Origin of the sequence: Flammeovirga pectinis, assembly GCF_003970675.1 — a bacterium.
In the GTDB taxonomy this organism is placed as follows: domain Bacteria; phylum Bacteroidota; class Bacteroidia; order Cytophagales; family Flammeovirgaceae; genus Flammeovirga; species Flammeovirga pectinis.
In genome coordinates, this window is record NZ_CP034562.1 from 867,730 (window position 1) to 883,603 (window position 15,874).

The 15,874-nt window shown below is 33.4% G+C and carries 8 protein-coding genes; 3 read left to right on the forward strand and 5 right to left on the reverse strand.

The genetic code is table 11. The features are described from left to right. Nucleotides 1-3,426, reverse strand: coding sequence for an AAA domain-containing protein (locus EI427_RS03645; protein ID WP_126611733.1), 3,426 nt, complete (start codon nucleotides 3,424-3,426; stop codon nucleotides 1-3). 248 nt (nucleotides 3,427-3,674) lie between these two features. On the opposite strand from EI427_RS03645, the gene EI427_RS03650 reads away from it, so the two are divergent. Then, nucleotides 3,675-5,372 (forward strand): hypothetical protein, encoded by a 1,698-nt coding sequence (locus EI427_RS03650; protein WP_126611735.1) that lies wholly within the window; start codon nucleotides 3,675-3,677, stop codon nucleotides 5,370-5,372. A 32-nt stretch (nucleotides 5,373-5,404) separates the two neighbouring features. Continuing rightward, the gene (locus tag EI427_RS03655) at nucleotides 5,405-6,796 is read left to right on the forward strand and encodes a DUF5723 family protein (RefSeq protein ID WP_126611737.1); all 1,392 of its coding nucleotides are present in this window, start codon (nucleotides 5,405-5,407) and stop codon (nucleotides 6,794-6,796) included. A 68-nt stretch (nucleotides 6,797-6,864) separates the two neighbouring features. On the opposite strand, the gene EI427_RS03660 is transcribed toward EI427_RS03655, so the two are convergent. The 4 genes from EI427_RS03660 to EI427_RS03675 form a co-directional block, all read right to left on the reverse strand. Then, nucleotides 6,865-7,647 carry a hypothetical protein gene (locus EI427_RS03660; RefSeq protein ID WP_126611739.1) on the reverse strand — a complete coding sequence of 261 codons (783 nt, stop codon included), beginning with the start codon at nucleotides 7,645-7,647 and terminating at the stop codon, nucleotides 6,865-6,867. Between the two features lie 14 nt (nucleotides 7,648-7,661). Further along, nucleotides 7,662-10,343, reverse strand: a complete 2,682-nt coding sequence (locus EI427_RS03665; protein ID WP_126611741.1) for a TonB-dependent receptor — start codon at nucleotides 10,341-10,343, stop codon at nucleotides 7,662-7,664. 360 nt (nucleotides 10,344-10,703) lie between these two features. Next, nucleotides 10,704-12,002, reverse strand: a complete 1,299-nt coding sequence (locus EI427_RS03670; protein ID WP_126611743.1) for a pyridoxal phosphate-dependent aminotransferase — start codon at nucleotides 12,000-12,002, stop codon at nucleotides 10,704-10,706. Nucleotides 12,003-12,130: 128 nt separating this feature from the next. After that, nucleotides 12,131-13,585, reverse strand: coding sequence for a caspase family protein (locus EI427_RS03675; RefSeq protein ID WP_126611745.1), 1,455 nt, complete (start codon nucleotides 13,583-13,585; stop codon nucleotides 12,131-12,133). 162 nt (nucleotides 13,586-13,747) lie between these two features. Between EI427_RS03675 and ppk1 the strand changes: the two genes are divergently transcribed. Beyond that, nucleotides 13,748-15,868, forward strand: a complete 2,121-nt coding sequence (gene ppk1 / locus EI427_RS03680; RefSeq protein ID WP_126611747.1) for a polyphosphate kinase 1 — start codon at nucleotides 13,748-13,750, stop codon at nucleotides 15,866-15,868. Nucleotides 15,869-15,874: the final 6 nt, after the last annotated feature.

A 15,874-nucleotide genomic window follows, 5' to 3' on the forward strand; every position in this document is an offset into this window, starting at 1 on the left:
TCATGAAAATAGGGAAGTATCATTTTCTATCCAACCATTTTGCTCTTTTATCCAATCCATCAACCTTTCATGAATAGGTGATCTCGAAAGCATAGAGGGAGAGCCAAAAAAGATCATTTGTTGTTTTGCTCTAGTAATGGCAACATTTAGTTTTCTATCCACACTTCCATCTTCTGTTAACGATAACATTCCTAACATCTGAAAAGGAGTATTTGCACAGAATGAAATTAAGATGACTTCTCTTTGGCTTCCTTGGTATCTTTCTACTGTATCTATACTTAATTGGTTGGCTTCTTCCATACCGGCTTCTTCTAACGCTTGTCGGATAGCGGCAATCTGATTTCTGTAAGGTGCAATTATTCCTAAGGTTTTATCAATATCAAATTCTCCCTTTTGCTCCAAGTACCTGTTTTTTGTTGCAATGGCAACTGCTGCAATTTTGCGTGCTTCTTCCATGTTTATCTTGTCAGAAGTTTCTGTACTCATGGTTTGGGTTGGGAAGAAAAGTAACCTCTTCTCAGATAATAATTTTTCTAAGGCATTATAATGCTCACTAATTTTCCATTTTAAGTTATCGCTTTGCCATGGTAAAGGAACAGTAGTTAAGTTACCTTGATAGAAGTGCTCGTTGGCGAAGTTACCCAATTGTTGGTGCATTCTACCTTGGTTTTTTAGCATATCAAAAGCCCAATTCCAATCATTTTTCTGGCAAAGGCTGTATATTCTTTCAAAGTAAGCGGTTCTTCTGTCCGTAAGGTTTATTTCTTCTAATCCATTAAAAGAAATTTGAGACAATGCTTTATCCTGTTGTGTAATGGCTGGCAATTGTTTTTGATCACCTATTAAAATAAAGCGATTTACTCTTGTAAGTAAATCCATTAATTGAGGTTCTAAAATTTGAGAGGCTTCATCTATAACAGCCATATCAAAGTCTTTCAGCCTAAATAAAGACGACCTACCAGATATACTCGCTAAAGTGGTTACTACAATTCTATGTTGTTCTATTCCTTTTTTTAATGAGTTTCTATTGTTGGCTTCTTCGGCCATTTTATTCATTAAATTATTTCTCCATTGTGGTGAGCACGAATGTTCAGAACCAATACGAAGAAACTTTCTTCCATCATCTGTAGGGTGTTCAATTGCTTCATCAAGTGCCTCACAAATTTCATCAACAGCTCTGTTGGTGTAAGCAATAAACAGAATATTTCTATTGGTATCTGTTTTATAAAGTATATGTGCTAGGTTTTTAAGCATCCTAGATGTTTTCCCTGTACCAGGAGGACCTACAACAAGGCAATAATCTTCTGTAGATAATGCTTTTGAAAGTGTATTTAATTCAACTGTATTTAAATTTTTATCTTGCGCCAATGCCAACACCTCTTCGTGTGTAAACATTTTTTCTGGTTTTGTAGGCGGCTTTAACCCTAAAAGAATATCTTTTTTCTCTTTGTTGTGCCAAGTGATAAAGTTGAAAAGTCCTCTATACATAGCGTTAAAAGACGCTTCCATAAAGTCACCTTCTAAAGCCCATTTTGTATCAGCATCAAAAACTTCAGCATTACGCTGTTTATGTCTTAATTGAACATGCACTTTATCTTTAGACATTTGAGTGATAGTCCCTTTATTAATCTGCCCTTTTGTAGCAATAGATTCACTATTATCTCTTGGGTAGATTGTTACAATATCACCTACTCTAAAATTAACAAAAGCATTTTCAGAATTTGTTCTAGTGAAAATTAATTCAGGTGTATTTTCATTAGTTTGATTTGAATAAACTTCTAGATCGAAGAATATTTTAAAGCTATCTTTTTTTGCTCCAAAATCATCTAACCACAAAGAAGCTACTCCTTGATTAAAAATGGTATCTCCCACTTTTGCCAATTGATGTTCCTTTGCAATAAAGCTCACAAACGAGAATAGATATGCTCGTTCAAGTTGAGATAAAGCACGTACTCCTGCAATAAATTTATTGACATCTGTTTTTGTAAAAGGCGCTGCACTCGCAAAAGCCACTTCATTGATCTGACGTAAAACATTACCAACATCTTGAAGCGTGTCTGCTTTAGCAAGTAGTAGTTCGTTTATTACAATTTGGTTTCTCGATAAGATAATAGCTTGCTCCATTGTATTGGTGTAAGTATCGTATCGGAGAGGAGATTGAATGGCTTTAGAATAGAATATCATAGGGTAGATATTCTGCTTATCTGTAGTATAGGCATCTGTTAAAATCATTTGGTACATTAATGTTTGTGCCGCATGGTTTTTCCATAAACCTGCATTATTAAACCCTGCCTGAGGAGGTTTACCAGATTTTAATTCAACGATTCTAAATTCAGATTGATCTTTGTTTATATGTAATAAATCAAGACGTCCTTGCAATCCATATTTTGGAGAATAAAAAGAGGGTTCTATGTTGCACCCATCTTTTTCTATATTTTGTTGAGAGAAGTTATCATTAACTGTTTTGATGATGTTTTTGAATTGGAACTCCGCATCAACCATAAATTTTTTAAAACCTTCCTTTGTTTGTAGTTCTGGTAAGGTGATGTATTCTAATGGATTGGCTTTAAATGTTTTGGTAAATACATCTAAAAAAGAAAGTTCACTTGTACTCTCAGAATGTATGATTTCATCAAGAAAATAATTGGCAACATTCCCTAGCATCATTGGTGTACTAGAAGGAGCAGATGTAAATTTTTTGAGAAGATGAGTTAACGGAATACTACCGTTCATAGTAAAAGATTCAGCTACTGCCGTAACATCGAGTAGATAGTCGGGTTCTACAATAAAATGTAATGGAATGAGTGCGTCATCATCATCTAAACGAGCATTAAGAAGGTGTAATTGTACTCCTTCCCATAAGCTATCCATCATTACATCGTACATGTCATTTAAATTATGTACGCCATATTTTACTTGAATTGGGGCTTCATTTTCAGCATCATCATCTTCAATGCAAAATAGTATTTTTTTACTTTTATCAATCTTTATAACCTCTACTCTTAACTCCTCTACAAAGTTTTCTTTTTGCTTTTTAGACTCTTCAATTGTGGGTAATGGAGGGAGTGCTTCGTCAAGTTCTTCTGGTATTGGGGTATTATAAATAAGTTTTACAGTTTCGGCAACTCCGCGCATAGCAAAATGCACATCATTGATAGAAATGAATTTTGCAGATTTTCTAGATAACCGATCATTTATTCGAACTTTCTGTAATCTCCAAATTAAATGTTGGGGTAATTTTAGTTTTTGCCCAATATATGCAATCCTTGCAAATAGGCTTGAAAGTAAGATCTTTTCTTCTTTAGTTTGCTCTTTGCATAACCATTCTAGTAAATCTTTAATTCGATGGTGTTTTTGTAAGTTAGAAAAAGAATCATCAGTTAAAGTTTTTGTGATGTAACTATAGTAATCTTTTGCATTAAGCATTTTCTACGTTGTTGTTTTAGTAAATCTTATTAGATTTGTTTAAATCTTATAATACAAGATATAAATATCAATATTAATATTCTTAAAAATAATGTTGTAAGTATTTATTACAAAATTGTAGTATTTTAATAAAAACTAACTCAGCTTCAAATATTGTCTTAACTTCAATTAACAATAATTTGATTACCCAATTATTGAGATTGAATGTTGAATGTTTTCAGACTGACATAAAAAGTAAACTATTTATTATGAATTTCAAGAATCTTTATCCGCGAAAGTACCTTTCTTTTGCGTTGTTGTCTTCAACTCTATTAGCATGTGGACCAAAATTAGATGAGATTATTATTCCTCCATTAGAAGATTATGCTGTAGGCATACCAATTTTAAATGGAGACGTGGGGTTTAAACAACTATTATCACAACAAGATGTAGACAATGTAGTTGTAGAGAACGATACCATCTTTTTTTCTTTTACAGATACAATGGAAGTCGCTTCTACAGATGATATTGTAAAAGCGTTTGGTAGTACAAATACTGATGATTTCTTTAGTATCGATTTTCCAAACCCAATTACGGGGGTAAGTGTTCCGTTTCCTGCAGGAGGAGTTAGCCTTGGTTTTACAACAGATCCTTCAAATTGTGCAGGAGCAGATTATTGTATTGAATTGCAAAATGAAATTGCCTCTGTATCTTATTTAAGATTTGAAGAAGGGAATATGATTGTAGAATATTCTGGTAATGCAGGTGATCAGTTTACCATGTCTTTATCAAATGTTTTAAGAAATGGTACTAGCACAACGCTTACCGAGACAAATACAATCTTAGCAAGTTCTGCAGGCGCTGACATAAGAACAGCTATAGATTTAGCTTCTATTGAATTTGATATGTCGCAAACTCCAACATTAACACTTACATTGGTTGATGGTTCAGGAACAGCATCAGGTTCTTTATCGAGTATTAGTTTATCTAGATCGAATGCTACAGATAGATTAAAATTATTATTTCCATCAGGTTTAAGTGATGCATCTTTCGATATCCCAAATGAAACTGTTGATACAGATTATTTGAGTGATATCTTTCCAGCAGGAGCAGACATTGCTTTCGCGAACCCAACTATAAATTTTCAATTTAATAATCCAATTGGAGCTACTGTTGGCTTGGATTTAGGTTCTGGTTCGACAGGTGGAATGATTGCTATTACAGAAAATTCTACCATTCCTGTTTCGTTTAATTCTAATAAAAATGATGCAGACAATGTTGTCGGTTGTTCGCAAGTAATTAATGTATCTCCAGCAGTAGATTTTGATGACCCTACTATTACATCAAAATTTATGTGTGATGCAGGAGCAATACTAAGTGCAAGACCAACACAAATACAGTTTGGTGGTCAAGCGAGTTACGATGTACCTCCAGGATCGGAGATATTCTTTAGTAATGAAGATCATGTACAAGCAGTGTTTTCTACTAGATTACCATTACATATTGGATTTACTGGAATGACGTACAATAGTGGTTCTTCTATGGATTTAGATTTTTCTTCAGAAATTCAAGATATTAATGTAGCAACTTTAAGAACTCAAGTAAACAATAGATTACCAATTAGTGGTTCTATGATTCTAACTACTAAAACTTCTGAAAATGGATCTATTACTGCTGTTATTCCAGTTAATGGAGGTCAATTAGGCAACTCATTAATAGAAGCAGCTACTACAGATGCAAATGGAGAGAATGCACAAGAGACTGAAAACTATTTAGAAACAAGTCTTACACAAGAACAGGTTCAAGCCATTTTGAATGCAGGTTATATTGATATCGCATTTGGTTTACAAGCCGATGCAGATACAACGAACTCTACTCTAGATCCTGTATTAATTTTGGATAGTCAGACCATGACTTTAGAAATGGGATTATTGCTGAATGCAACCATCGACCCTGACTCTGAATAATAACAACCTCTTCAATTTGTAAAGAAACTAATATGAAATTATTAAAATATATACTCATTAGCACTGCTGTTTTGTTTATAAGCAATACGAGTAGTTTTGCACAGCAAGTAAATACACTTTACTTCATGAATAGTGTACCACAAGCTATTCAATATAACCCTGCGAAGAAGTCTGAATACAAATGGTCTGTATCGTTTCCAGTTACTAATATTTCTGCAAATGTGTACAACCAGTTTAATCTAGATGATGTAACTTACCAAGAGAATAACAAAACGTACCTTGATATTGATGGCTTTTTAAATAAGCTTGATAAAACAAACGAACAGTATTCTTCTGTATCATCAGAACTATTTGGTATTTACTTCCAGAAGGATAGATTTGGGGTAAATCTTACGGCAAATGTATCTTCTTATGAGCATTTAACGTACTCTAAAGACTTATTTAAAACAGTATTAAAAGGGCCAGCCCAAGAAGGGACTTTAGGAAATACTCAAGATTTTAATTCTATAGCCAATATCTACGCATTTTATGATATTTCTTTGGGTGGTAACTATAAAGTAAATGATAAATTTGTAATAGGTGCTAGAATGAAATTAATGTTTGGTACATACAATATTAAAGCAAAAATTAATGGTTCATTATTACAAGGTGATGGAGCAAATATGCCAATAGATATTTCAGGTAATGTTGATATAGAAGCAAATGGACTTGGAGATATTGTTGATGCTGACGGACAGATTGATATTGATGATGAGGAACCTTTAAATTCACTATCAGAATTTTCTAATGTTGGTTTCGCAGTAGATTTAGGTGCTGTTTATCAGTACGATGAGAAATTAACTTTTGAGGCTTCAGTAAGAAACTTAGGGGCTATTTTCTGGCAAGATGATAGAAAATACAATTACAATGCTTCTTTAGCAGATCTTTCGTACTCAGGTATGAACCCAACTGATATCTTAAATGGCGAAACAGACGATAGTTTCCCTACGTTCTCCGATTCATTGGTTTTTAAACCAACTGATGGAACCGATAGCAAAAATACAACTTTGCCAACTACAGTAAACTTAGCGGCTACTTATGAGGTTTGGCAACATTCAACAGCAGGTGCTTTGTTCTCTCAAACATTTTATGAAGGAGAATATTATCCATCTTTAACTTTATCTATTGACAAGCAATTTGGTAAGTTCTTCGGTTTAGGATTAAGTTATACAATGGATAAAGCAAGTTATGCTAACGTTGGTGCATTAGTATCTTTTGGCTTTCCTGGTTTCCAAATGTATGTTGTTTCAGATAATTTAATTACTGCGGGTTTACAATGGGATAAAGCAAAGACTGCAAACTTGCGTTTTGGTGTTAACTTGCCTTTTGGTAAAGTAGAAAATAAAGATGCTATTGATAGAAAATTAGAGAAGAGATTAAACTAGTTTTCAATTAATTATTACATAATTAAGGCTATTACGAGAGTTGATTCTTGTAATAGCCTTTCGATTTTTTATAAGAGTTGTGGTAATAGAGTTTGAATAACTTTTCTCTCTTTTTTATCTATTCCCCATAAATAGCCGTCAGTATCTAAATAAATACCTTGCCCTCTTATTTCTGTAGAAATAGTAGCTTCATAAATTAACTCACTTCCCATTTCAGGAAAGGACAAAATGTATAATTCTTTAAAATGATGATGCGTACATAGTAGTCTTCCATCTTCTAATAATATTCCACCAGAGATACTGTAAGGCGAAACTTTATCAATTAAATCTTTTGGAAGAACCCAACCTGCAACTCTTCTCCATTCTTTATCATATTTAATTAATTGAGTCCATGATACATCTCTATTTTTCTGTTTCTTACCCTCATTATTATAGTGGGCAAACATAACATAATAGAAATTATCTTTTTCGACTACCCATGTACAAGACCCATTTTCAATGCCAAAACTATGTGTACCAACATGCTCTAATGTATGTGTGTTCCAAATTTCTATAGAGCTATGCATTGGTATTTGAGGGTAATTAGAATGTGCACAATACAGCAAAGAATCTTTAATAAATCCACTATTTAAATGGTGTAATCTATCATCAGACCAACTTTTAATTTCTAAGCCCTCTTTTCGGTCTCTTTTAATAATGGTGGCATTGTCAATTACATAAAAGAAACTACTGTCTGCACATACGGCTTGTCTTGCATGTGGGGCATCAAATATTTTAATTGTTGCTGTAGACTGAGCAAGTAAACTATTAATTACTACAGTAAATAATAGAACTGATAATAAGTATTTCATGATTGGATAAGTAATTATAATTCAAACTTTAAACCTACAGTAACGGTTGGGCCGTATTGCTCCGTTTGGTGTAAAATGGGTTGATCAATTGGGTTGCCGTAAGTTTCTATTTCCATTTGGTTTGTCAGGTTATTCATCTGTGTAAAGACCGTAAATGAATTGTTGATATGGTAACTTGCAGAAAGGTCTAAATGAAACTGAGAATTAAAATAAACATCTCTATCTTCTCTGTCAGCAACGCTAATTAATAGCGGTCCTCTGTAATTACCTGCAAGGGCAATCATGAAACCATTTTTAGGATTATCGTAAGTTAAGATTACATTGGCCATGTCTCTAGGGCTATTTCCCATTACAACAGTTCTACCGTCTTCAAGCTCTTGTTCTGAGAGTGTGAAAGTATAATTAGCCATAATGTTTACCCATTTAAACATAGGAATGTTTAAGTCTTTTAGGTTTTTATTGTAGGCCACTTCAAAACCATATAAATGAGAACTGCCACCATTTTCTGGCTTAGAAATTTCCCATTGTTGGCCATCTCTTTCTTCTATATTTTTAGACGTGTAAATCTGGTTTTCTAAGAATTTTGCAAACATACCAAAGGTAAAATAACCCATATTTGAAGTATATCGCTCAAAAATAAAATCAAAATTGGTAGACGTAACAGGCTTAAGGTTTGGGTTACTTAAACTAATCGTATAATTCTCATCGTCTATAACCTCTCTAGGTATTAAAGATGTAAAAGAAGGTCTACTTAATCCTTGTGCAACAGCTGCTTTTAGAGATGTTCGTTCATCAAATCTATAAACCGCATTTATAGAGGGGAGTATATTTATATAATCTGAGTTATCAGAAAGTGTACGTATATAATCCCCGTTGTCTTCATTGAATTCATCAAAACTATACCCGTTTTTTGTATGTTCCACTCTAGCACCAATAAGCGTATTAAACTTTGATGTCCATTGTAGGTCAGCTATCAAATAGGCAGCGTTTATCATCTCATCTGCTTGGTAATTCTGGTTTCTAATACTGTACACTTCAGTAGGGGCATCTAAAGGTAGATTTTGATATTCACTATCTGTAAACCTTAAATCTCTTCTGTAGAATGTACCTGTTTGCATATAAATAGACTCATTATTTTGTTGCATATACCTTCTTGCCGTATTGGTTTTGTCTTTATGCCAAAGTTTATAACCAGAAGATAAAGTAGATTGCTCTCCTAAAAACTTGAAAGGTACGGAAGCGTTTATCACAAATGAGTTGTCTATTTCTTGATTTTCCTTGGTATCTAAACGCACAGGTTTATTCATTTCTAGTAAGTTGTTAGGGTCAATCTTCATCGTTCCATCTAACCCCCAAGGATCCATTCCTTCAATTTTATCAACACCAACATTTCTAGTAAAGTAGTATTGTGTTCCATCAGGTTCGTCAACAGTAGTAACAATATGAGTGGCTTTATAATCTAAAGTAATTCCATTTTTAAAAGTATGGTCACCACCAATACCAAACATATCCATTACTGTTCTTTTTGCACGAGTTTGCGTTTCTCTATCTTCAGAGAATTTAGAAAGAGAAGCGTCAGGACTGTTATCAACATAATCATAGTTAAAATTGGTTCTTCCTCTTCTTCTATCATCATTAAAAAAGTTAGAATTGTAAGATGCTCTAATAGTATGGTCTTTATTAAATTGATAATCCATGCCAACATTGTAACCGTAACGTATTCTTCTTACATCATAATCATTCCAACGTTTTCTAGACAATTGATCATCATCGTTTAAAGTGTACTCTTCTAATACAGTACCTCTATTTGTTTGGTAGTAGTTACCTGTAGCAAAAATGCCTAGCTTATCATTAAAAAAGCGGTTACCGATATACAAACTATGGTTTTGCTGCCCAAGTCCCCAGCCATCATTAAAAGGGTCTGCATGAAAGTTTTTACCACCACTTGTAACACCTTTGATAGACAATTCTGAAGGAGCATCTTTTAATGAAAAATTGACAGCACCACCAATTGCACCACCATCCATATCTGGCGTTAATGTTTTCTTTATTTCTATTGATTCCATGATATCTGCAGACATAAAGTCTAGAGCGGCTCCTCTGCTTTCTTCTCCACCAGGCATTGGCGTTCCATTCATTTGTACTTGATTGTACTCCGAAGCCATTCCTCTAATCTGAATATTTTGCCCTTCTCCTCGGTTTCTAACAATAGAAATACCAGGTATTCTTTGTAATGCTTCAGCTCCGTTTCTATCTGGCATTGTAGAGAACTGTTCAGACGATACAATATTTTTTATTCCAATTGCATTCTTTTGCTCGTTTAAAGATTTTGCTTGCCCTTTGGTGTATTCACCATAAACGGTAACACCATCCAATTCGGTAATATCAGATTGCATTTTTATCTGCAATTTAAATGTTGCAGACTGTAACGAAATAGATACATTCTCTTTATCAAAGCCTAAGTAATAGGCAGAGATAATGTATTCTCCATACGGTACATTTTTAATAGAATAGTTGCCATCTGCATCTGTTACTACTCCAAAGGCTGTATTTTCTAAAGTGACTTGTGCGTAAGGTAATGCGTCTCCAGAAGGGTCGATAACTTTTCCTTCAATACTGCCATTATTTTGAGCGTAGTTCTGAAAGGATATTCCGCAAAAGAATACCGTAAAAATTAGGTAATAAACTGATTTCATAATTGGTTGAAAGTTTTTAAAATTGGTTTTAATCTTTAGATAAGATCAATGCTTTTGTTTGTTATTTTGATGCTGCAAAAGTAGTTATTGAATGTTACATCAGTTTGAATGAATATTTACTGTATTGTATTCTTTTTCTCTTCTTTTCTAAAATAAAGCACTATTTTTTTGTCGAGTTTATGATGTATTATTTTTGATGTTTTCTTAATTAAAAAATAAAATTTGGTGATATGTAATTGTTAGTATTGTTGATTTTAAAAAACACGTTAAAGTTGTTTGAGTTAATAATTTGTTCATAAAAAAATCCACTACCGAAAGATCGATAGTGGATAGTCATTAAAATAAATTTGAGAACTTTTATTATTTACAATATTCAAGCACTGCCTCTCGGATATGCGTAAAAGTTTCTTCTAATAACTCTTCATTTTCTTCTAATAGCGTTACTCTAAAACCTTGAAGTTCCGAGCAGAAAGAAGAAATAGGAACTACACAAACACCTTTTGCTGCCAATAGATAATACACAAAGCGTTTATCGAGTGGCATCTTTTCTTCTATCCAAGAAGAAAGCATTTCTGCTACTTTAGGGTTGTTTATTTGTAGTTCTTGACCTTCTTTTAATACCCCTTTCTTAAAAATGATGGTATTATAAAAGGCTCCGTATGTTTTATTAAATGTAAGCTGAGGTAAATCGCCTAAAAGATTGGCAATAATTTCTGCTCTTCTACCAATCGCTTTATTTGCTTCCTCTCTGTAAGGTAGGTAGCGCTTATCGGTCATAATTCTAGGAATAGCCATTTGAGGTAACTTTGTAGAGCACACCTCAATCATTTTGGCGTTATCAAGTGTTTGGCAGAGTGCATTAAACTGAATGTCATTATCTCTGTTGTAATACTCCATCCATCCACATCTAGAACCAGGCCATGGAAATTCTTTAGAAATTCCTTTAAGAGCAATTCCAGGAACGTCTTCAATGTATTCTGCTAACATATGAGCTTTAGCACCATTGTAAGTTACATTAGAATAGATTTCATCTGATACTAAAAACAGATTAAATTCTTTTGCTATTGCTACAAAGCGTTCTAAAATTTCTGTAGGGTAAACCATACCTGTAGGATTATCTGGATTGATAATTAAGATACCTACAATGTTTGGATTATATTTTATCTGAAGATACAAATCGTCCATATCTGGATACCAATGGTTTTCCGGATCGAGTTTGTATGTTAAAGGCGTTGTATTGGCGTGGGCGGCTTCTGCAGATGAGTGCGTAGAATAAGCAGGAGAGGGACCAATTATTCTAGATGTTGGTAATAAAAATTGATACAACTTAGAAATTGCATCACCTAGTCCATTAAAGAAAAGGATATCTTCTGCAGTAATTTGAGTACCTTTTAAAGCATTCGTTTTATCTGCAAGGAATTCTCTTGTCTCAAGAACACCTTTAGAATGACAATAGCCAAAAGAGCCATTTTCATTTAGAAGACCGGCAATAATATCACGCATCCATTTAGGCATTTCTGCATTTTTTTGGATCGGATCACCGATATTCTCCCAATAAATTTTCTGACCTAACGTTTTCAGTTTGTCAGCTTTCTTTACAATACCACGGATTTCATAGCTAAGTTCATTAGCACCGTCTCTCAGTAATTTTTGTCTCATCGCTCACTAAATAGACCATACAAGTCACGCCAATGCTTGTATAGACAGTTGATAATTAAATATTCTTCAAAATTGGGTAGGTATTATGAGAATATCAAAAGTATTTCCTTAAAAATGCAAAATTCCCACTAATTAAGTCGAATCTCTTCGCTTCCTATAATTTCTGGAGTTTGTTCTCTGTTGTTTAATCGCCTAGCCATATAAGTTACATTATCTGTTAGGTAGGCTTTCATTTCTTTTACATCAACAATACCGTCGTTATTTTTATCTGCAGCACCCTGTATTCCTTTTAAATAATAATAGGTAAATAGAGAGTGGTATTTTTCGTTGTACCAAGAAGAAACTTGTTCTGATGCAGCCGATGTTAAAACAACAGCATTTTCGTCTTTTAAAACTTTATTTTCTGTCTTAATAAAAACAGGTGATATACTTTTTAGTAACATTCCACCTTCAGATGCACCACTAAAACAAGCATCTATAATTACCGTAAGGTTTTTGTATGGAACAGCCCCTAGGTTTTCATAGAATGTAGCAAGAGAATAACCATTAAATTGTATTAAAGAAGGGTCTGTGTCTACTGGTACAAAGTAACCTTTATTTGTTTCTGGGTTGGGTGCACCGTGTCCAGAATAAAAAATATAAACATCAGAGACATTTGGTTTCACGTAATTGTAGAGTTTGCCTTTTGGATTGCCATTAATACCAAAAATGGCATTAAAATCTGCTTGTGTAGCATCTTCTTTAAAAATGATATTCCCTTCTTTAAATCCTAAAGTAGAAATAAGGTATTGTTTTACAATAAGCGCATCGTTAATAGCATATTTTACTTCTGGCACATCAGCATTTCTATAGGTTCTGTTGCCAATTACAACAGCTACGGCATTTTCGTTTACCCTATTGTTTTTTGGTATATTCTGATCCACATCACTTAGTGGAAACGTTTCTGTTACAACAGTAGCTACCTTTACTTCTTCTACTTTACTTCCTTTAGGTTGCTTTAAAGGTTTTATTTCTTTTTTTGATGAATTTGGAGGAGCGATAGAAGGTATTAATAAAGTAGACAGATCAGTTTCTTTGCCATTTGATTTTGCCCAATTACATTCTTTTATAAATGCATTAAAATGTGTTTCAAAAATCTCGTTGGTAAATGATTTAATATCCGAAGAATACCGCTTTGAAGACGTTTTCTTAAAAGTGACTAAGGCTTTATGTGTTGCGGCATCTTTATAAAAAAGATACAAATCCATATAATTCCCTTTTGTAGTTTTATGGAGTTTATAAGCCACCTCTACATACGTATTTTGCCAACCACCTAACAACATCTGTCTTACCTCGTTATTGGATAAACTACAAACGTTTTTTGCTTTAATTTCTTGCATTGGTGCTTTGGTATCAATTACTCTATACGCATTGTATTTATACACTTCTTCTAGCGCAGCAATAGCCATCTTGTTGTTGTAATAAAAATAATTATCACACAAAGACTCTTCTTCTGGGGTATATGGAAGAATTAATATAGAATTCTGACCAATACAGACACCTATTTGTAAAATGAAAAATAGAGATAGTAATATTTTTTTCATTGCTTGTAGTTTAAATTAGCTCACAAATTACAAATCAAAAGCCTAGTCTGTATAAATAATCTGAAAATTCTTCTGTTTACTCACTATTATAAATAAATATAAATCGTATTTTTGAAATAGAAATCACCCATAGTCACTCTTTAAAATACACAACGCTAAAAAATGGTCAATCACGATAAAATATCCGCATTAATAAATAGTAGTAACTACATAAGTAGAGACCTTAGTTGGCTTCAATTTAATTATAGAGTATTGGCTCAAGCTCAAATGCCTTCGAGAACAGTTTTCGAACGTTTAAAGTTTTTAGCTATTACAGCATCAAATTTTGATGAGTTTTTCATGATTCGAATTGGCTCATTATATAATTATATTGATTTTGGTAAGCGAAGGTTAGATTATTCTGGATTACGTGAAGATCAGTTTAAAGAGAAATTATTTTTAGATATTCATGAGTTTACAAAAATGCAGTTTGAGCTTATTCAAAAAGAATTGGCTCCTCAGTTTGAAGACAATGGATTTAAAATATCTAAAGTAAGTGAGTTAACAGAGGATGAGCAAGATATTGTAGAAAACTACTTTAGCAAAATGATCTTCCCGTTGTTAACACCAATGGTTTACGATACTTACCATGCCTTCCCCGTACTAAATAATCTTTTAATGATTTTTGGTGTGATAACACACGATAAGAGGGAAGAAACAGGAAATAGAAGAAAAATATCGTTTGTTCAGATACCAAAAACGCTTCCAAAATATTACCAGATAGAAAGAGAAGATTATTGGGTATTTGTACCAATCGAAGAGATTATAGAAGCATATATTACACGTTTATTTAGAAACGTAGATATAGAATCCGTTGATTTATTTAGAATTACTAGAAATGGTGATTTTACTTTAGACGAAAGTGATGATCTAGATACAGATTTCTTAAACGAGCTGAAATCAAAATTAAGAACAAGAAAAACAGGACGAGTAGTAAGAATGGAGATCACTAAAGATCCCAACCCACTACTTCGTGAGATCTTAATGGAACGTTTTGATCTAGATGAGGACAATATCTTCGAGTCTCCAGTTCATCTTGATTTTACTCGTTTCTGGCAAATTGTTGGGCATAAAGCATTTGCTTACCTGCAACCATCTTCTCCAAATTATTCTACACCAGTAGCTTTACAATCTTTTAAAAGAGGAGATAGCGATAATATTTTTGATCGTTTAAAGAAACAAGATATTCTGTTGCACCACCCATACAATAGCCCTGATACAATGTTAGAGTTATTAGAAGCTGCCGCAGACGACCCGAAAGTAATGGCGATAAAAATGACAATTTATCGTTTAGCTAAAGATTCTAGGGTAACAAAAGCATTACTAAGAGCAGTAGAAAGTGGAAAACAAGTATCTGCTTTGTTCGAAGTGAAAGCACGTTTTGATGAAGAGAATAACTTGAATGAAGCCAAGAAATTACAAGTAGCAGGTTGTTTTGTTATTTATGGTATGTCTGCTGTAAAAACGCATACAAAATTAATGCTTGTAGTAAGAAATGAAGGCGACAAGGTAAGACGTTATGTGCATTTAGGAAGTGGTAATTACAATGAGTCTACTGCTAAATTATATACAGATATTGGTCTTGTTACTACTAAAGAGGCATACGGTGAAGATGTTTCTGAGTTCTTTAATGCAATAACAGGACATTCTCAGCCTAAGAAATACAATAAATTATTAACGGCCCCTCGCCAAATGCGTAAAGGTTTTATACACCTAATAGAGCAAGAAGCAAAGAATGCAAAAGATGGCTTAGCCTCTCGTATTGTTATAAAAGTAAATTCTCTGCAAGATGAAAAATTAATGGATTCGTTGTATTTAGCTTCTCAGGCAGGGGTTAAAATTGACTTAATAATTAGAGGGATTTGCTGTATTAGACCAGGTAGAGAAGGTTTAAGCGAAAATATTTCTGTAAAGTCGATCGTGGGAGATTATTTAGAACATACACGATTATTCTATTTCCATAATAATGGAGACCCAATAGTTTACGGTGGTAGTGCTGATGCTATGAGCCGTTCTTTTGATAGAAGAATAGAATCTCAGTTTGAAATTGTAGACCCACTTTGTAGAAAAGAAGCAATTAATATTTTAGAATACAATCTAAAAGATAACATGAATAGCTTTGTGATGAACGAAGACGGAACTTATTCTAAACCAACAAGGGCAGAAGGAGAGAAAGCGTTTGATATCTTTAAAGAGTTCTATAGTGTCTCTCAAAAGTCTGTCAATAAAGCGAAGTTGTTATAAAAAGAG